This window comes from Bacillus cereus group sp. MG1, assembly GCF_040460035.1.
Lineage (GTDB): Bacteria > Bacillota > Bacilli > Bacillales > Bacillaceae_G > Bacillus_A > Bacillus_A cereus.
In genome coordinates this window covers 2,705,708-2,726,731 of sequence record NZ_JARVGY010000001.1, presented here as the reverse complement: position 1 = coordinate 2,726,731, position 21,024 = coordinate 2,705,708, and the positions used below count along the sequence as shown (strand labels likewise).

The following is a 21,024-nucleotide window of genomic DNA, read 5'->3' as shown; positions in this document are numbered from 1 at the left end:
CTCTCCACCCCCGCTGTTTCTTATATTTACATTGTATTCCTTGGAAAACTTAGGAAACAGTATGATGCGTCATGACATCGATATGACAATTGTCATGTATTCTTTATGAGAGGAATCAACCCGCATACCGCAAGCGAGTAGCAGGACGAAAATAAACATGATACAATCGGATAAGATATATATTCGAGGAAGGACAGTGGTTTTCATGATTATTCGTAATGAACAAGATTTAGAAGGCTTACGAAAAATCGGCCGCATCGTTGCGCTTGCACGTGAAGAAATGAAAAAACAAGCGAAGCCAGGTATGACAACGAAAGAGCTTGATTTGATCGGTAAAAAAGTATTAGATGAGCATGGTGCTATTTCTGCACCTGAAAAAGAATATGATTTTCCAGGTGTAACTTGCATTAGTGTAAATGAAGAAGTTGCTCATGGTATTCCAGGAGATCGTGTATTAAAAGAAGGCGACTTAGTAAACGTCGATGTATCTGCTGCACTTGATGGCTATTATGCAGATACAGGCATTTCATTTGTTCTTGGAGAAGACGAGGCAAAAGAAAAACTTTGCCAAGCAGCGGTTGATGCATTTTGGGCAGCAATGAAAAAGGTTAGAGCTGGCTCAAAACAAAATCAAATTGGTCGTGCTGTTTCAAACTTCGCACATAAAAGTGGATACAATGTTATTCAAAACTTAACTGGTCACGGCATTGGTCTTAGCTTACATGAAGCACCAAATCACATTTTAAGTTACTATGACCCAATGGATAATGCACTTCTAAAAGACGGTCTTGTTATCGCTGTAGAACCTTTCATCTCTATGAAAGCTGATCATATTATTGAACGTGGTGACGACGGTTGGACATTCGTTACACCTGATAAAAGTCTTGTTGCACAATGTGAACATACCGTTGTCGTAACACGCGGTGAACCAATAATCTTAACAGAAATCTAATACCAAAAACGGCTGTTTTGTAGATTTATTCCACATAAAACAGCCGTTTTTTATTTTTGGGAAAATATGTGAACTAGTGTTGAACTCTTTATCATTTAAGTATATAATCTTTAGCGGAGGTTACTTAAGCTTATCTTTACTAAAAAGATATTGTAACTAAGGAGTAAAACACCTTCTTTCTTATTGTTTAAACAGGCTCAAAAATGACCGTAGTAACGTGTTAGTCGAATATTCTGTAATCCTTATATTTCTCTAACAATGTAAGAAACTATCACCTTTCAACTTCGGTCCACTAATCGCACGACTCTCTTTAGACAAAATAAATGACTATTTTCAAAGTACATATTGTCTTCATTCTGACCAAAACCAACCCTATCTAGATTTTTATTTCCACATAACTTTAAGGCAAAAATAAGCCTTCACAAAGGGATACACTACATTGGTTAGTATGTATCGTAAAACTTACCTTTATAACCATTCTTTTTTACTAGATATACATGAAAACTATCTCACATATAAAGGTCTGATATCATTATTTATATCAGTATTTTTTTCGACATTTTTTGTCGAATTGTGTATATTTCCATAGAACTGTGTAAATATACATTTTGTTTTACGTTAAATAATATTGCTTTGAACATAATTCTGTTTGTCTGAGAACGCGTATAGAAACGGAGGGATAACAAAAATAAATAGCTTATAACAAATACTTTTAATATTCCATTTGTTCATGTGGAATAAGTCCCCAATGGACAAATGAATGTTCAGAGGAGGAAAAATGAAAAAACTTTTTAATGTATGTTTAATTGTATTCGTACTATTTTCGCAACTTGCTAGTTTTCCATACAATCAAGTAAGAGCGGAAACCTTAACAGGAGATTCCTTATTTGACACTGTTGAAATGAAAGTGCGCCCATAAGGGCCTTGTAAACTCTGATTTAGTAAATCAGCGGGTGAAGTGAAACAAGATAACAACCCGACACCGGTAGCCTTATCCGTAATCGAAAGTGAGCGGGGAGTGTAGCATGGCTGCAACGGGATAAGTCACTCTAATGTCATGAGTGCGACTGAATTTCTAGGTGTACCGTGGTAAACAAGGTTGAATGCTAAACTGCGTGAAGGATAAATCAAGGGGTCTTATCGACGACCATATCGAAATAGACATTGAAACGATATGTCTCTAGTTCAGCTCATCTATTTTTTGTGGAGAGAGGTGTGTTTCACACTAGAGAACCAACTAAAGTACATTAGTAAAGATTGAAAGTCCCAACCGACATTACTACAAACTATTTACAAGGTACTAAATGGGGATTACCTAAGTGGAAGCGCCATTTATGGCTATAGAGGATGATTTCAAGGTAAAAACCAAGAAATGTGGCTCTTGAATATTCCATATGGTAACGGAGCCTTCGTAGTAGTCAGAGATAGGGAAAGCCTATCACACTAACGTATGACAAATTACGTTAGGTCATGGTTGTGAAATCAGGATGGCGAAGGAAGGTAGTCAATTAGTTCATGATGATAATAAACAGGAAGGAAGCGAGATGCTGATGAGAAATCCAGTTTATGTATTGAACACCTTGTCGAAGAATACTATTAAAGAAAACTATAAGTTCAAAAGATTATATAGAAATCTTTATAATCCAGAATTCTACTATAAAGGTTATCAAGAAATATATGCCAATCCAGGTAATATGACCAGAGGAACCATAAATAAAACTGTTGATGGCTTCTCAAAAAATAGAGTATCTAAAATCATCAACAACATTAAAAATGGTAACTATAAACCTACTCCTGTTAAGCGAGTATATATTGATAAAAAAGGGAGTAAGAAAAAACGTCCTCTTGGGGTACCGACATTTGACGATAAACTTGTCCAATTAGTAATAAAGTATATCTTAGAAGCAATTTATGAACCAAACTTCTCTGAGAACTCACATGGATTCAGGAAAAATAGGGGTTGTCATACAGCTTTGAAACAAATTAAAAAGAGTGGTAATGGAACTAAATGGTTTATTGAAGGTGATATTCAAGGTTTCTTTGACAATATCGACCACCATATCCTAATTAACCTACTAAGAAAACGTATCAATGACGAAACACTCATCGGATTAATATGGAAGTTCCTAAGAGCTGGGTACATGGAGGATTGGCAATTCCACAAAACATTCAGTGGAACACCACAAGGAGGGATTCTCAGTCCTCTTCTTGCCAACATATATCTAAACGAACTAGATATATACATGGAAAAATACGCTGAAAAGTTCGGAAAAGGTCAACCAAAAGACAGAGAAGTTGATAAAAGATATCAATACTTACACCTCAAAATAAAAAGAGGGCGTAAGAAAGCAGACTTACTAAGAGAACAAGGTAAACACAATGAAGCTCAGGAATTAATCGAGCAAGTCAACGAATGGGTTAAGGAAAGGGGACAACGTCCCTACTACAATCCAATGTCGGATAAATTTAAGTCACTAAAATATGTTAGATATGCTGATGACTTTATTGTAATGATAATCGGCAGTAAAGATGATGCCAAAGCCATTAAATCTGATATAGCTCAATTTCTCAATGAAGAATTAAAATTAACTTTATCAGAAGAAAAAACACTTATCACCCACTCTAGCAAGAAAGCAACATTTCTTGGGTACAACGTCAATATCACTAGAAACGAGTTATTTACCAAATACTCGGTGAAAGGTGCAAAAAGAAGACATCACAATCTAAAAGTAAGACTTGAAATCCCCCATGAAACATGGCGAAATAAATTACTTGCCCTGAATGTTTTAGAAATGAAGTATGTGAATGGGAAAGAAACTTGGAAACCAAAGCATAGACCGGAAATGGCACACCTAGATGATTTGGAAATACTACATAATTATGTATTACAGATCAGAGGGATGTACAACTACTACAAATATGCAGTTAATTCAACGGTACTCCAAAAATTCAGTTACGTTCTAGAATACAGCATGTATAAAACATTCGCCAATAAATATAAAAGCTCAATCGGAAAAATTAAGGGGAAATATTGCAAAAACGGTGTATTCATAGTCAATTACAAAGATAAAAAAGGCAAACAACACTCTCATTCTTTCTACAGGGAAGGATTTAGAACGGTTGATATAACTAAGATGAAAACACAAGAAAATAACATCGACAACTTGTTAGCCTCAAGAGTTCATATGTCAACAACTAGTCTTATGGATAGGTTGTCAGCCAACAAATGTGAACATTGTGGTAAAACCGATTCTAACTTAGTAATGCACCATGTCCGAAAAATGAAAGATGTTGAGAAAGGCAAAGCCAAATGGCAAAAATTAATGATTGCCCGTAGACGCAAAACATTAGCCGTATGTGAGGATTGCCATAATGAAATTCACTATGATATGAGAGTAGAACTTATAGCGAAAAACAGAAAAAAATAACTTTGACAAGCAATTGATGGAGAGCCGTATACTCTGAGAGGAGTACGTACGGTTCGGTGAGGGGTTTTGAGAAACCTATCATAGCAATATGACAAGGCGCTCGCTTCCTACTCTACGATGCGACGAATCATATTATTGACGAATCAAAAAATCCTAACAATTTAATAAAGATAGGATCAACCATTCAAGTAGAATACGCTTGGTCAATAAAGGATCAACAAGTTGCACACGCAAATGATACAGCAGTAGTTCAAATACCACTTGCATTAAAAGTATCTAAAGATTTGCAAGGGGATTTAGTAACAGATCAAAAAAATATTGGTCAATATTTTATAACAGCTAAAGATAATAAATTAAAATTAATATTTAATGATCAAGTAGAAAATTTGAAAGACGCTAAAGGAAAAATTAAAGTTGATACCGTGTTTAACCCAACTTTAAAACCTGGGGAAAAATCAGTTCAAATCGCTTTTCCTTTAGGAACAATGGTTCAGCCTATATCAGTTCCTGTTCAAGTAGAAAACTATAAAGAAGATGGCACCAAACAGGATACTAATAAACAAGCGCAAGATCCAGTAGCTAAACCTGTTACTGACAATCCGGAGCAAGATCCAGCAACTAAAACTGTTACTGATAATCCGGAACAAAACCCAGCAACTAAAACTGTTACCGATAATCCGGAACAAAACCCAGCAGCTAAAACTGCCACTGATAATCCGGAACAAAACCCAGCAGCTAAAATTGCTACTGACAATCCAGAACAAAAGCTATCAAGCGACCCTGCTGAGAATACAAATTCAGGTCCAAAGCAAATAACAACAAACATTTTAACCGGTGTAAAGTTGACGGATAAAGACGGAAAACCATTTATAGAGGATAACCGTCCAAGTACAGATTCCCCTGCCAATATTGAGTTTACATGGGAACTTTTAAAATCAATGAATGTGAAAAATGGAGATTACTATATTTTTGATCTTCCTAAACATTTTAAGATTTACAATACAATTAACAGTCCTTTATATGATAGTGAAAACCATCAAATTGGTAATTTTACTGTTACAAAAGATGGAAAAGTCACGATGACATTCAACGATTATGTTGAAGAGCATCCAGATGTTGCTGGTAACCTACAATTAAAGACAGAATTTAATAAAGCTGAAATTAAAGGTACAACAACACAAGAAATTCCTTTCCCGATTAAAGATAAGGATGTTTCTATTACAGTTGACTTTAAGCCTAATGTACAAACAGCTACGAATAAAAAGGGTTTACCTGATAGACCAATTAATACAAATGAAATTAATTGGAAAGTAGAGATGAACAAAACGAAAGACACCCTTAAAAACGCTGTTTTTAAAGATAACATTCCACAAGGTACAAGCTTAAATAAAGATTCTATTAAAGTTTATTATTTAGAAGTTGATGTTAATGGGAATGTAACGCGTGGTGCAGAAGCCGAGCCAACAGATTACAATATTATTTCATCAGATGGCTCAAAATTGGAGATTGCTTTCAAAGATTCTATCAATAAAGCATATCAAATCGAATATGCCACAAAAATTACTGATGAAAATATTAAAAGTTTCCGAAATAACGTTACGATAACGAGTGATAATCAAAAGCAACAAAACGCAAGCTCTACTGTAACGGTTTCTCGTGGTACACACTTAAATAAAACAAGTAAATATGATCCAAAGACGCAAACAATTGAGTGGACAATTACTTACAATGGTGATCAAAGAGAGATCAAAAAAGCAGATGCGATTTTAAAAGATATTTTTGACGATACACACGAACTAGATGCAAATTCTATTGTTGTAAAAAACGCTTCATATAATGAAAAAGGAACGCTTGTAACAGGAGACGCTGTTAATAATTACACTGTAAGTAACAAGAAGAATGGATTCGATTTACAGTTTAATGATGATATTAATAGTGCTTATGTGATTACCTATAAAACCAAGCCAACTAATAAAGTTATAGAAGATGGAAAAGTAAAAAATAAAGTTACAGCTGATAATGATTCAAGTAAAGAAAATGAAGTTAGCTTCAAGCAGCAAAATATTATTAAATCTAATAATAAAGCTGAAACAAATTATAAAGACAAAACAACAACTTGGACAATTATAGTAAATAATAACAACTATCCATTAAACAACGCGATTATTACGGACACCTTTGATCATGGTGGATTACAATTAAAAGATAAGAAACTAGAAATTAAAGACGGAAATTATACCCTTCAAGCTGGGACTGACTATGTTTTAGATGTAACAGATAAAGGCTTCAAAATTACTCTTATAGGTACGTATCAGTCTAATATGACAAAGACATTAGTCGTAAAATATACGACAGACTTTGATTATACAAAGCTAGAAAGTGGTAAAACTTCATTTAAAAATACAGGTAACCTTTCTTGGATAGATACGGATTCTAATCCACAATCAAATAAAGTTGAAGCTAATTTCGATCCTGATACTTTCACAAAGGCAAATGGTTATAAATACGGTTCTTATAACGCCCAAACGAAGGAAATTACTTGGATAATAGGCTTTAACTATAATAATGTTGAGATTAAAGATCCTTATGTTATAGACGTCATACAAGATAAACAAAAGTTAGTGCCTGGATCCATTGAAGTGCGCGATATGATTTTAAATGGAAATCCTGATAATGCACAACCTGGTAATGCTGTACCAACTGAGAAATATGAACTTGAAGAACCTACAGAGAACAATAAAAACACCCTAAAGGTTCATTTCAAACAATCAATTAATTCACCTTACTATATTATCTTTAAAACAAGCCTTGATGGTGAACTTATCCAAGGCACCTACAAAAACGAGGCAGATTTAAAAGATGGCTCTAAAATCGTAAACACCCTTACAGGTGACACTCAAGTAAATAAAGGTGGCAGCTTCGTTACTAAAAAAGCTGTGCAAGACGACAACTATATTAATTGGAGTATCGCAATTAACGAAAGCCAATCAACCATTGCAGATGCCGTTGTAACAGATGACCCAACCGAAAATCAGGTAATTGTGGAAGATTCATTCCACTTATATCCTACAACTGTTGATCCATATGGAAATTTAACAAAAGATACAGTAAACGAATTAAAAGAAGGAACAGACTATAAACTCAAAATAACAACAGACAATAATACCGGAAAACAACATTTCGAAATTGCCTTCTTGAAAAAAATTGATCGAGCTTATATTTTAGAATATCGCTCACTTATTAATGCAGACGATAAAGAAAAAGTAAGTAATAAAGCGAAAATCACAGGCAATAAGTTGACAGTTAAAAACACAGAAACTACTGAAACGATTGAAGTGAGAATGTCTTCTGGTTCAGGCGGAGGATCTGCTACTAAAGGCCGTGGAAACCTTGAAATTATAAAGGTAGATAACGACAATAAAAACGCACTATTAGCTGGGGCAGAATTTACTTTATACGATCGTACAGGTAAAACTGTTATCCGTAAAATTACAACAGACAAAGACGGTATCGCTAAATTTAATAATTTAAAACGCGATAAGTATTTATTAAAAGAAACAAAGGCTCCTGAAGGCTATGTAATTAGCTGGGATTTAAAACAAGGGAAAATTGTTGAACTTGGTACACAAGAGACTACAACATATAAACTTGCAAATAAGAAGTTTGTCGGTAAAGTAGTTTTAACAAAGTCTGATGACCTGAATAAAAACGTCACACTGCAAGGTGCCGTTTTCACACTACTTGATAAAGACCAAAAAATAATTTCAGAACACGAAAAATTAACAACAAATGATAAAGGACAAATTACTGTAGATAATTTAAAACCAGGAACATACTACTTAAAAGAAATAAAGGCTCCTGAGCATTATCAATTAGATGATCGACTTATTGAATTTACAATCGAGGAAGATCAAACAACAGTAATTAATAAAACGGCCCAAAACAGCTTAATTAGAGGCTCAGCTATCCTAACAAAAGTTGATAAAGAGGGTAATACTTTAGAAGGTGCTGTATTTAGTGTACGGGACCAAAATAACAAAAGAATTCCTGGTTATACCAAATTAACGACAAATGGTAACGGACAAATCGAAGCGAAAAATTTACTTCCTGGAGAGTACCAATTTGTTGAAGAGAAAGCACCTGAAAATTATGAAATAGATAAAAAACCGCTTAAATTTACAATTGATAAAAGCCAACAGAAAGCACTTACTGTTACCGCGACAAATCACCTCATTAAAGGTGGTGTCACTTTAACGAAAGTCGATGATGTCGATGGCACTGCCCTTGAAGGTGCTGTATTTAAAATTGTCGATGCGAATGACGAGAAACAAGTAATTCGTGAAAATATAAAAACAGGTTCAGATGGAAAAGTTACCGTTAAAGATCTAGAGCCTGGTGTTTATAAATTTATCGAAACAGAAGCTCCTAAGGATTATACGTTAAGTACAAACCCTATCGAGTTTACAATTGATAAAAGCCAACAAGCTCTTGCTACTGTTACGGCAAATAACAGCTTAAAAACGGGCGAAGTTGAATTATTAAAAGTTGATGAGTTTGGTGAGAAAAAACCACTTGAAGGTGCAGTATTCAAGCTTGTCGATACAAATAATAATGACGTTTCCCCTTACACTAACTTAACTACTGATAAAAACGGTAAAGTTAAAGTTAGTAACCTACGTCCTGGTACGTATAAATTTATTGAAATAGCTGCTCCTGAACATTACGTTTTACGAGCAGAACCTATTAAATTTACAATCGATAGAAGTCAGAAAGAAACTCTACTTGTGAAAGCTGAAAATGCTTTAAAACCAGGAGATGTTGAATTAACAAAAGTTGATGATATCGATGGTACAGCTCTTGAAGGTGCTGTATTTAAAATTGTTGATGCTAATGATGAAAAGAAAGTCATTCGCGAAAATGTAAAAACTGGTGCGGATGGTAAAGCTATCGCTACTGGCTTACGCCCTGGCGATTATAAATTTATCGAAGTAACAGCACCGAAGTATTACGACAAAAATACAAAACCAATTAAATTTACGATTACAGAAAGTCAAACAACTCAGGCTACTGTTACCGCTAAAAACAGCTTAACAAAAGGCGGTATTGAATTAACAAAAGTGAATGCTGCAGATGAAAAGGAAACACTTGAAGGTGCAGTATTTAAAATCGTTAATAGAGATACTAATGAAGATGTTCGTACGGACCTTGTTACGAATAGTAAAGGAATGCTAGTTGTAGATGACTTACGTCCTGGTAACTATGAACTTATCGAAACAAAGGCTCCAACTTATTACGATGTAAATGTAGAACCAATTGAATTTACAATCGAAAAAGGACAACAAAAACTCCTTCCACTTACATTTAAAAATAGTTTAACGAAAGGAAAAGTTAAACTTATTAAAGAAGATGATGTGGAAAGTAGTAAAGCTCTTGCCGGCGCTGTATTCACATTGCAAGACGCAACTGGCAAAGAAATTATGAAAGATTTAACAACAGATGATCACGGAGTATTAGTTATTCCTGATTTAGCACCAGGGGATTATCAATTTATCGAAACAAAAGCCCCTGAACATTATAAATTAGACAAAACACCTATTAAGTTCACAATTAAAAAAGGTAGTAAGGAAGATCTTCCTATCCCTGTTACTGTAAAAAATAGTTTACTTACAGGTGGCGTCACTTTAACAAAAGTTGATGATGTTGATGGCACTACTCTTGAAGGTGCAGAATTTATAATCGTTGACGCTCATGATACTAAAAAGGTAATTCGAAAAGGTTTAACGACTGATAAAAACGGTAAAATTACTGCTTCTGATTTACGTCCTGGAGACTATCAATTTATTGAAGTAAAAGCTCCAAAAGACTATACCTTAAGCAAAGACCCTATTCCGTTCACTATCGAAAAAAGTCAAAAAGAGAATATTACTGTTACCGCTACTAACGGTTTAAAGAAAGGTGCAGTAACATTAACAAAAATTGATGACATCGATCGTACGATGCTCGAAGGTGCAATCTTTAAGATTGTGGATATGAATGGTAAGGAAGTTCATACGAATCTTGTTACAGATAAAAACGGAAAAATTTCTGTTTCTGATTTACGCCCTGGAGACTATCAGTTCATTGAAACAAAAGCTCCTGAGCACTATGTATTAGATGAAACAACGATTCCATTTACAATTGAAAGAAGTCAAACGAAAGAGATCAATGTTACAGGCAAAAATGCTTTGAAAAAAGGTAGCGTTGAACTAACAAAGATTGACGATATTGATATAAATACAAAACTTTCTAACGCCGTATTTAATTTATTAGATGCAGACGGTGAGCTAGTTGAAGAAGGCTTAAAAACAAATGCTGAAGGTAAAATTGTTGTTGAAAATCTACGTCCTGGTACGTATCAATTCGTTGAAACAATTGCTCCTGAACATTACGATTTAGATAAAAAACCTATCGTATTTACAATTAAAAAGAGCCAAACTGAAACTCTTCATATCACTGCTACAAATGCTCTAACAAAGGGTGCAGTTAAACTTTCTAAAGTAGACGATATTGATGGCACTGTTCTTAAAGATGCAGTATTTAAAATTGTTAATATGAACGGTGATGTAGTTCATAAAGACCTTGTTACAAATGAACAAGGAATAATCGAAATTAACGACCTACGTCCTGGTGATTACCAATTCATCGAAACGAAAGCTCCTAAGCATTACGTTTTAGATGAAACACCAATCAAATTCACTATTGAAAAAGGACAGAAGAAAGTTATTTCTTTAACTGCTACAAATAGCTTAAAACAAGGTAGTATCGAATTACTTAAAGTTGATGATTTAAACACTCAAACAAAACTTGCCGATGCGGTATTTAATTTACTAGATCAAGATGGCAAAGTACTTAAAACAGATTTAAAAACAAACAGTGAAGGTAAAATCGTTATCGAAAATTTACGTCCTGGTACGTATCAATTCGTTGAAATAACGGCTCCTGAACACTATGATTTAGACAAAAAACCAATTATATTTACAATTGAAAAAAGCCAAAAAGATATTGCTACCGTTACTATGAAAAATAGTTTAACAAAAGGCGGCGTGGAACTTTCTAAAGTGGATGACGTCGATGGCACTACTCTTGAAGGCGCAGTATTTAAAATTGTGGATATGAATGGCACTGTAATTCGCAAAGATCTTGTTACGAATCAACAAGGTAAAATTAGCGTTTCTGACCTACGTCCTGGTGATTATCAATTCATCGAGACAACGGCTCCGAAACACTATGATTTAAACAAAGAGCCAATTCCATTCACAATCACAAAGAGCCAATTCCATTCACAATCACAAAGAGCCAAGCTGATCCTATCTCCGTTACAGCTACAAATAGCTTAACGAAAGGCACTGTGGAACTTTCTAAAGTAGATGATGTAGATGGTACTGCTCTTAAAGGTGCGATATTTAAAATTACTGATATGAATGGTAACGACATTGGCACTGAGCTTACAACAGATGTACATGGAAAAATTTCTGTTTCTGATTTACGTCCTGGGGACTATCAGTTTATTGAAACGAAAGCTCCTGAACACTATAAATTAGATAGTACACCTATTAAGTTTACAATTAAGAAAAGCCAAAAAGAAAAGCTCCAAGTTACTGCTACAAATAGCTTAACTGAGGGTGCTGTAGAATTAATAAAAGTGGATGATATAAATCCAGATACAAAACTTTCTGATGCAGTGTTTAACATCATCGATGCGAAAGGTAAAATTGTTCGCACTGATTTAACTACTGATAAAGATGGGAAGATTTCAGTTTCTGATTTACGTCCGGGAGATTATCAGTTCATTGAAACGAAAGCTCCAACTGGCTATGATTTAAACGTTAAACCAATTCCTTTCACAATTACGAAAGGACAATCTCAGGTTACCTCTGTTACAGCCTTAAATAGTTTAACAACAGGTTCAATTGAGTTAACTAAAGTTGATATTGATCACCATGGAACACTTGAAGGTGCCATTTTCAATATTTTAGACCAAGATGGAAAAGTCATCCGAGAAGGTTTAAAAACAGATCAACACGGAAAAGTAATCGTAAATGATTTGAAACCTGGTAATTATCAATTAGTAGAAACAAAGGCTCCTAAAGGCTATCAATTAGATGCATCACCAATAAACTTTACAATTGATAAAGCCCAAGCTAAGCCACTACAAATTACAGTTTCAAATAAAAAAATTGAATCTTCTTCAGGTGGAGATGACAAGCCAATTACTCCTCCAAATAAAGAAGATAACAAAGGCAATGAAACATCTGAGAAACACGAAAACGGAACTTCCGAAGAAACATCGAATAAAACAGATAACAAACAGCAAGATGATCGAAATACGGATAAGCACCTTCCAAATACAGGTCATAAAGAAGACCCTACACAAACAGTAGGTATTGTTCTTCTACTAGCTGGATTATTAAGTATTTTAGCTACAAAACGCAAAAAAAATTATTAATAATTTTTTCACATCCAATCAATCTCTCAATTGATTGGATGTTTTTTTATACAAAAAGGACGATACATAAAGTATCGTCCTTTTAACGGGGTGAGGCTGCCCAAAAGTACGGAAAACCTTTGAACAGCCTCTTATTTTCATATGGATGCCTTACATATATCACTGATAATAATTATGAAATGCGGAAACATAATTACCATCAACTGATTCAAACATGAGAAATGAAACCCTACAGTGGTTCCATTCCTCTACATAATCTAAAGTTTGGGTACACTAGATTCATGCAATGTAGGAGCTTTCAGAGTAGAAAGCGAACCTTCGTTTAAAATGATAGCATACATATCTCCCTCAAAAATATGCAAATATGCATATATCGTTTTTTTATTTATCAATGTCAGAATATTGAAAAATAAAAGGTGTGAAGGTAAAATAAAGTCATTATCCGTCTTCTTTTGTCAGTCAGAGAGAATAGAAGAATAGGAGAGGAAAAAATGAGAAAATTATTGAAACAAAAAATAGTAAGCTCTTTGCTTGCTGTATCACTTGCTGTTAGCTTAGCTCCAATTGGGCAAGCAAAAGCGGATTCCACGTCAGAGGTTACACAAACTCCATCTATTACAAAACAGATTGATCCAAACCGCGCGATTGAACATGTTCGTTTCTTATCTGAAACAATTGGTCCTCGCCCCGGTGGAACAAAATCCGAAGAATGGGCTTCTCGTTACATTGGTATGCAGCTTAAATCAATGGGCTATGACGTAGAATATCAACCATTTCAGGTGCCCGATCAATACGTTGGATTCATTGAATCACCCCTATCAACAAAACGTAATTGGCAAGCTGGTGCCGCTCCTAATGCACTAATTTCTACAGAAGCTGTTACAGCTCCCCTTATCTTTGTTCAAGGTGGGACAAAATTAGAAGATATTCCAAATGAAGTAAACGGTAAAATTGTTTTATTTGAAAGAGGAACGACAGTTACCGACTATAATAAACAAGTTGAAAATGCTGTTAGCAAAGGTGCAAAAGGTGTTCTTTTATACAGTTTAATTGGCGGACGCGGAAATTATGGACAAACCTTCAATCCCCACCTAATGAAAAAGCAATCTATCCCTGTCTTTGGTCTTGCTTATGCGCAAGGAAATGCATTTAAAGAAGAAATCGCTAAAAAGGGGACAACAATTCTTTCCCTAAAAGCGAGACATGAATCTAAATTAACATCTCTAAATGTTATCGCCAAAAAGAAACCAAAAAAGAGTACAGGTAATGAAAAAGCAGTCGTTGTAAGCTCGCACTATGATAGTGTTGTCGGAGCACCTGGCGCAAATGATAATGCTTCTGGAACTGGATTAGTATTAGAACTAGCTCGTGCTTTTCAAAATGTAGAAACTGATAAAGAAATTCGCTTTATTACCTTTGGTTCTGAAGAAACTGGATTACTTGGTTCGGATTATTACGTGAATAGTCTATCCCAAAAAGAACGCGACCGTATTTTAGGTGTCTTTAACGCCGACATGGTTGCAACAAATTATGATAAAGCAAAGAATTTATATGCTATGACATCTGATGGCTCTACAAACTTTGTAACAGACGCTGCCTTGCAAGCAGGTAAACAACTAAATAATAACCTCATCCTACAAGGTAAATTCGGTTCTAGTGATCATGTTCCATTTGCTGAAGCTGGTATTCCTGCTGCTCTATTCATTTGGATGGGTGTCGATAGTTGGAATCCATTAATCTATCATATTGAGAAGGTATACCATACACCTCAAGATAACGTATTAGAAAACATTTCACCTGAACGAATGAGAATGGCATTAGACGTTATCGGAACAGGAGTTTATAACTCGCTTCAAAAACCTGTTCCTCAAACTGAACAGAAAGCTGCTTAATCATTTAAAAGACCACTGATTTTATCGGTGGTCTTTTATTGAGAAAAAATATATATGCATAAAAGCATATTTTATCCTACCCATTATCGTATACAATATTAATTGTAACAAAACTGATTACAACTAATAAGGAGGCTTTTTCTATTATGAAAAAAATGATTTTAGCAGGTGCATTAACTTTAGCAGGAATTACTGGAGCTACTGCGTTTATTCCTGAAACAAAAGTCGCTGCTGCCGCTCAAGAACAAAGCTTTACAAAATTTTATTCTTTGCAAACTGGAGGTAGTTCTGAACAAGAACCTATTTTCCTTCAAAAAGGACAAGAACTAACAATTCATCCTAACAGCAAAACTCCTAGTTACAGTGTTTATGACTCAAATCATAACCTAATTGGACGTTATTCTGATGGTTACGGCCGAATTTTCACTGCAAAAACAGATGGAAATATGTATGTTCAATTTCATGCACCTTACGTTTACTATAGTCCTGTTAGTTTTTCTGTTACTTATACTATTCAATAAAAAAGAGGTCCTTTATAGGGCCCCTTTTATTTCTCTTGCCAATTCACTTTTACAAATCCATCTTTTACTGTTAATCCGCTTATATTCAATACATATTCTTCATTTGCTTTTAAAGTAACTGTAAAAGTACCTTTTTTCGATTCACAAATTTCCTTTAACTCTTTTATACCTTCTCCTTGTCTTTCATACACACTAAAACATAAGTTTCCTCGTTTTGCATCTGTCTCATAAGAAAATGTCACTTCTGTATCCTTTTCATACTGAAATTCAATATCCTTACTGGCAATATCCCATGATGAGAATTTTGCCTCATAACTTGTTTTCCCTTGCTTCTCATTTGCTAAATATATATCCCCGGCTCTCCATGCATCATCTAACGTTTGTGCAAAAGTAAAAGCACTAAGTAATACAAACATTGTGCTTGCCAATATCGCAACTAATGTTACTTTCTGTTTTTTAACAAAATTCACCTTACATTCTCCTTCAACCTTCTTTTTACTTCTTCTTACCATATATAATAAAAACCCAATAAAGAATGGCAATATAACTGCTAAAATACTCCATCCTTTGCTCATTTGATGTGCTTTAGCATCTGTATATACCCATGATGCAACACATATTAAAAGTGCTATAAAAGCTAAAAACATCGTCACTCCAGCTACTTCAAATAGTACAAACGGATTAGCGAACTCTTTCATGTAATCTATACTCCTTCTTTAAAAATGACTGTATTACAACATATATCGGAATGTATACATGCATCATAATCACAATGGCTATCAACATAGGAATTTTATAATCCAAATGTGTGACAAATTGTTCTATAACAATTGTTAACAAAACAATCCAAATGGTGTGAATACAAATCATCCATTTCCTCTCTAACTTCTGAGCCTTTCGCACGCCCTGCTTCGTGTTATTTATTAGCTCTTCGCTTGGAGTTATCTCTTCTGCTAAGCTACTCTTTACCTTCTGTTCAAATTTATCTTCTGTCATAAACGAACCCCTCCAAATGTTCTCGCATTTGCTTCTTCGCATAATTAAGGCGATATTTCACTGTACCAATCGGTATATTTAATATTTCGCTCATTTCTTTATAAGAGTATTGTTCATAATAGTAGAGTACGAGCACGGTTTTATATTTTTCATTCAATAGCTGTATAACTTCCCGTATCATTTCCGCTTCCACTTTTTGAATAAATTCTTCTGATATATTCACATCATCTGCGAAATCTATTTCTCCACCATCTTCTTTATGAAATAAATCTAAGACGCGATCTTTCCATCTTTTCTTCTTGCGGTAAAAGTCATAAAATGTACGAACGCAAATTGTAGTAATCCACTTTTTATAATTATCCACATAAAAAAGTTGGTGCCTTGATGAAAAAACCTTTATCCACGTCTCTTGAAAAATATCTTCCGCATCTTCTTTCGTTTTCGCTAACTTATAGCATAAGGAATATATTTGCTGCTTATATATATCAATTAATTCTTCTATCTTTTCTTCCATCATAAGCCTCCTGTCATTTATATAAGACGACGCAAATTCCCCTTTTGTTTGATAAATTTTTTTTATTATCTCCACATAAAAAGGCAATCACAACATCGTGTGATTGCCTTTTATTTAAAAACGAAAGTCCGCTTCCGCTTTTCTTTATGTCCAGCTCTGCCTCCTAGCCCCTTCTGTCTAAGAACCTTCCCCACGAGAAGATAAAATGCATCTTCTGTGGGAAAGAACCTTAGCCTTCGGGACTAAACAGTCGGCTCCGCTTTTCTTTATTGTCCAGTTCCAGCGGCTAGAATACTCGGTGGCTTCGCGCCTTCCTCCGAGGCAAAGTACACCTCTCTGTCAGGAGCTCCATCCCCCTCCTATTCTAAACGAGCCGCTTCCGCTTTTCTTCATTACATTTTTTCTGGTGCAGATACTCCTACGATTGCTAATGCATTTTGAAGTGTAGTGCGTACTGCTTTCATTAACTCATAACGAGCTTTACTTAATTCTAAGTTATCTTGGTTTAATACTTTTTCTGCATTGTAGAAGCTGTGTAATGTTGCTGCTAATTCAAATGCATAGTTTGTAATACGGTGTGGTAGACGTTTTTGTGCTGCATCCGCAACTACCGCTGGGAATTCACCAAGTTTTTTCAGTAACTCTACTTCTTTCTCAGAAGTAACAAGTTTATAGTTCACATCTCCATCTACAGCTAATCCTAATTCTTCGCCTTGACGAAGGATACTGCATACGCGAGCATGAGCATATTGTGCATAGTATACTGGGTTTTCATTAGATTTTGATACAGCTAAGTCCATATCGAAGTCTAAATGAGAATCACCGCTACGCATTGCGAAGAAGTAACGCATTGCGTCCACGCCTACTTCTTCCATAAGCTCACGAAGTGTAACTGCTTTACCCGTACGCTTACTCATCTTCATTTTTTCACCATTTTGGTATAGTTGTACCATTTGGATGATTTCTACTTCAAGCGTGTCTTTATCGTAACCAAGTGCTTGAATAGCAGCCTTCATACGAGGAATGTAACCGTGGTGGTCAGCACCCCAAATGTTGATTAACTTATCAAAACCACGCTCTAATTTATCACGGTGATACGCGATATCTGGCGTTAAGTATGTGTAAGAACCGTCGTTTTTAATTAATACACGATTTTTGTCATCGCCGTAAGTCATTGAACGGAACCAAGTTGCGCCGTCTTCTTCAAAGATCTCTTCACGCTCTTTTAATACAGCAAGAGCTTGATCGATTTTTCCGTTTTTGTATAGTGATGTTTCTGAGAACCATACATCAAATTTAACGCGGAAGCTTTCTAAGTCTTTTTGAAGTTTTGCTAATTCATATTTTAAACCGTACTCACGGTAGAATTCATAGCTTTCTTTTTCATCAGCTTTCGCATAACGATCGCCGAATTCTTCTGCTAAACGTTTACCAATTCCAATGATATCCGCACCATGGTAACCGTCTTCTGGCATTTCTTTATCTAAGCCTAAAGCTTGCATGTAACGAGCTTCAACAGAAAGAGCTAAGTTATGAATTTGGTTACCAGCATCATTAATGTAGTACTCACGAGATACATCGTAGCCTGCTTTTGCTAATAGGTTACATAAAGTGTCACCTACTGCCGCACCACGTGCATGTCCTAAGTGAAGGTCACCTGTTGGATTAGCAGATACGAACTCAACTTGTACTTTTTCACCTTTACCAGTATTCGTTTCACCGTAAGCTTCACCAGCGTTTACGATTGTTGGAATTAAATCTGTTAAGTAGCTATTATCCATATAGAAGTTAATAAAACCAGGACCAGCGATTTCGATTTTTTCAATAGAAGCTTTTGCTTTATCGAAGTTTGCAACTAGTTCTTCTGCAATCATACGAGGTGCTTTTTTCGCAACGCGTGCAAGTTGCATTGCCATATTTGTAGAGAAGTCACCATTTGTTTTATCTTTTGGAGATTCTAATACAACGTTTGGAATCTGTTCTTCTGTCGCTAATTCTGCCTTTAATACAGCAGCCTGAATTTCTTCTTTAATCAATCCTTTTACTTGTTCTAAGGAATTCATTATTTTGCCTCCTTCAAATTAATTGTAATAGTATATCTGCCAGCTTCTTGTTCACTTAGAAGCAATGCGTAAGTTAAGAAGAGTTGTCCTTTTTTCTTTTCATCCGACCATTTAAAAAGAACGTTATCAGTCTTTGTTTGCAATGCAAACGTACCAAGTTCACTCGTATACGTACCAGTTGTCCATTCACCTTTCACATGCGTCTGACGCATAGAAACAGCACCTGAACGCATAATGAGAACTTGTTCATCTTGAATTTTAATAATTGTTTTCACTTCGCCTTGTTCGTTCGGCTCCTGGAATGTTACATATGTACCTTGACCTTTTACATAGTATTGACCATTTGCTTCAAAAGCAACGGTTTCCTTCCTCGCCCCTTCACGGATTTCTGTTACGAAATGAACGTGTACCGGCAAGCCTGCAAGTTGTTTCTCCACGTCTTGCACACCTTTCAAATGTTATAGATATTAAATACTACTTATAATAAATCACTTTTCCTATCATATCAAAAAAAGACTCTGTCTGTCTGCTGAAAAATCAGGAAAACTCCATTTCAAAAAATAATTCACTTCTACTTTATTTCATACGATAAAATATTTTTTAAATCTAAATATTCTTTCAATTAAAGAGGTGAATATAGTGATACCAACAAAGTTAAAAAAGGGTGATGAAATACGAGTGATTTCACCATCGTGTAGTTTAAGTATTGTTTCAAATGAAAATAGAAAACTTGCTATAAAGAGATTAACCGACATGGGCTTTCAAGTTACATTCTCAAAATATGCCGATGAGATAGATCGATTTGCTTCCTCTTCTATTTCTTCCCGCATTCAAGACCTCCATAAAGCATTTGGAGACCCTAATGTAAAAGCTATTTTGACGACACTTGGCGGATACAACTCCAATGGTTTATTGAAACATCTCGATTATGATCTAATTCATAAAAACCCGAAATTTTTCTGTGGTTATTCAGATATTACTGCTTTAAATAATGCAATTTACGCAAAAACAGGTCTCGTTACATATTCAGGACCCCATTTCTCTTCCTTTGGAATGGAGAAAGGGCTCGAGTATACAACCGATTACTTTTTAAAGTGCTTAACTTCTAATGAGCCTATTGAAGTCCTGCCATCTGAAACATGGAGCGATGATTCTTGGTATATAGATCAGGAAAATCGAGAATTTATTAAAAATGAAGGATACGTTTCAATTCAGGAAGGAGAAGCTACGGGAGATATTATCGGTGGCAATATGAGCACATTTAACTTACTGCAAGGCACACCATATATGCCAAATTTAAAGGACAAAATTTTATTTATTGAAGAAGATAGTTTAACTGGAACATCTACTCTTAAAACTTTTGATCGTTATTTACATTCCCTTATGCAGCAGCAAGATTTTGAATACATAAAGGGAATCATTATAGGAAAGATGCAAAAAGGTGCAGAATGTACGATAGAAGACATTCAAGAAATGATTGCTTCAAAACCTGAACTTGCACATATTCCTATCATTGCAAACGCAAGTTTCGGGCATACAACCCCGATTTTCACTTTCCCAATTGGTGGACGTGCAAAAATTATTTCTAACAAGGAAAAAACATCTATCACTATTTTAACGCACTAAAAAGGAGCGAATGAGTCGCTCCTTTTATGGTTTTTCTATTTTTTCCAACGCTTTTTGTGGAATAGATTCTTTCGGGATTTCAGCCCATCCTTTTCCTTGCATACCTTTTGCATAAATTTTTATAAACGCCCCCGTATGCAATTCACGGTTCATCATTCTTTTAATGATCTGTAACTTTCCGTCTTCTGTATACCCTTTAAAAGTATACAAGTATTCTCCGTCTTTTTTCTCACCTTTATCTATAACCGCATAATAATCTTGTATTTCTTTATTTGAAAAGAAGTTGTCTACAAAAGCATGTACACCTTCTGTTTTTGTGTTCAAATAATACGCTGTTCCACCTAGAATAATGGCGAATATAGCTAAAACTTTAATTACCAATTTCATACATGAACCTCCTGTTTGCACTTCTTTCTCACTAGTATTATATCTATACTTGTATTATACGGAAAAGAGCATACTATACTCTATCTAAAAGTCTTACACTTTCCTTACATTATTGTAAGGGATTTTTTCTTACAGCAAGTTCCCAAGAAAAAATTTTTCC

12 protein-coding genes and 1 pseudogene are annotated in these 21,024 nt (G+C 35.0%); 7 read left to right on the top strand and 6 right to left on the bottom strand.

The features are described from left to right. Positions 1 to 157 precede the first annotated feature (157 nt). From map to QCI79_RS14115, 6 genes and pseudogenes are all read left to right on the top strand, one after another. Positions 158 to 952 carry a type I methionyl aminopeptidase gene (gene map, locus QCI79_RS14140; protein ID WP_003313889.1) on the top strand — a complete coding sequence of 265 codons (795 nt, stop codon included), beginning with the start codon at positions 158 to 160 and terminating at the stop codon, positions 950 to 952. 778 nt (positions 953 to 1,730) lie between these two features. Beyond that, on the top strand, positions 1,731 to 1,871 hold the full coding sequence (locus QCI79_RS14135) for a hypothetical protein (protein WP_021727731.1): 141 nt from the start codon (positions 1,731 to 1,733) through the stop codon (positions 1,869 to 1,871). Positions 1,872 to 2,502: 631 nt separating this feature from the next. Beyond that, positions 2,503 to 4,380 (top strand): reverse transcriptase domain-containing protein, encoded by a 1,878-nt coding sequence (locus QCI79_RS14130; RefSeq protein WP_031310562.1) that lies wholly within the window; start codon positions 2,503 to 2,505, stop codon positions 4,378 to 4,380. Between the two features lie 116 nt (positions 4,381 to 4,496). Beyond that, positions 4,497 to 12,865 (top strand): annotated as a pseudogene (locus QCI79_RS14125) (SpaA isopeptide-forming pilin-related protein); the annotation flags it as partial. Between the two features lie 491 nt (positions 12,866 to 13,356). Next, entirely contained in the window at positions 13,357 to 14,757 is a 1,401-nt protein-coding gene (locus QCI79_RS14120; RefSeq protein ID WP_001228770.1) for a M28 family metallopeptidase, read from the top strand. A gap of 146 nt (positions 14,758 to 14,903) precedes the next feature. Beyond that, positions 14,904 to 15,278: a hypothetical protein gene (locus tag QCI79_RS14115; RefSeq protein ID WP_000738221.1), complete on the top strand. Its 375-nt coding sequence runs from the start codon at positions 14,904 to 14,906 to the stop codon at positions 15,276 to 15,278. A gap of 26 nt (positions 15,279 to 15,304) precedes the next feature. On the opposite strand, the gene QCI79_RS14110 is transcribed toward QCI79_RS14115, so the two are convergent. The 5 genes from QCI79_RS14110 to QCI79_RS14090 all read right to left on the bottom strand — a co-directional run bounded on the left by QCI79_RS14110 (position 15,305) and on the right by QCI79_RS14090 (position 19,288). Next, positions 15,305 to 15,976, bottom strand: coding sequence for a hypothetical protein (locus QCI79_RS14110; protein WP_000657191.1), 672 nt, complete (start codon positions 15,974 to 15,976; stop codon positions 15,305 to 15,307). After that, on the bottom strand, positions 15,960 to 16,274 hold the full coding sequence (locus QCI79_RS14105) for a hypothetical protein (RefSeq protein ID WP_000133823.1): 315 nt from the start codon (positions 16,272 to 16,274) through the stop codon (positions 15,960 to 15,962). Before QCI79_RS14105 ends, QCI79_RS14110 begins: the two co-directional genes overlap by 17 nt. After that, positions 16,261 to 16,788, bottom strand: a complete 528-nt coding sequence (locus QCI79_RS14100) for an RNA polymerase sigma factor (RefSeq protein WP_000391478.1) — start codon at positions 16,786 to 16,788, stop codon at positions 16,261 to 16,263. The genes QCI79_RS14105 and QCI79_RS14100 overlap by 14 nt, the downstream gene beginning before the upstream one ends. 392 nt (positions 16,789 to 17,180) lie before the next feature. Continuing rightward, on the bottom strand, positions 17,181 to 18,851 hold the full coding sequence (gene argS, locus QCI79_RS14095) for an arginine--tRNA ligase (RefSeq protein WP_001086446.1): 1,671 nt from the start codon (positions 18,849 to 18,851) through the stop codon (positions 17,181 to 17,183). Continuing rightward, the gene (locus tag QCI79_RS14090) at positions 18,851 to 19,288 is read right to left on the bottom strand and encodes a YwiB family protein (RefSeq protein ID WP_000414867.1); all 438 of its coding nucleotides are present in this window, start codon (positions 19,286 to 19,288) and stop codon (positions 18,851 to 18,853) included. The genes argS and QCI79_RS14090 overlap by 1 nt, the downstream gene beginning before the upstream one ends. A gap of 202 nt (positions 19,289 to 19,490) precedes the next feature. On the opposite strand from QCI79_RS14090, the gene QCI79_RS14085 reads away from it, so the two are divergent. Then, on the top strand, positions 19,491 to 20,477 hold the full coding sequence (locus tag QCI79_RS14085; protein ID WP_000613236.1) for a S66 family peptidase: 987 nt from the start codon (positions 19,491 to 19,493) through the stop codon (positions 20,475 to 20,477). A 24-nt stretch (positions 20,478 to 20,501) separates the two neighbouring features. Here the strand turns inward: QCI79_RS14085 and QCI79_RS14080 are convergent, their stop codons facing one another. Continuing rightward, positions 20,502 to 20,864, bottom strand: coding sequence for a YxeA family protein (locus QCI79_RS14080; protein ID WP_000779915.1), 363 nt, complete (start codon positions 20,862 to 20,864; stop codon positions 20,502 to 20,504). Positions 20,865 to 21,024 lie beyond the last annotated feature (160 nt).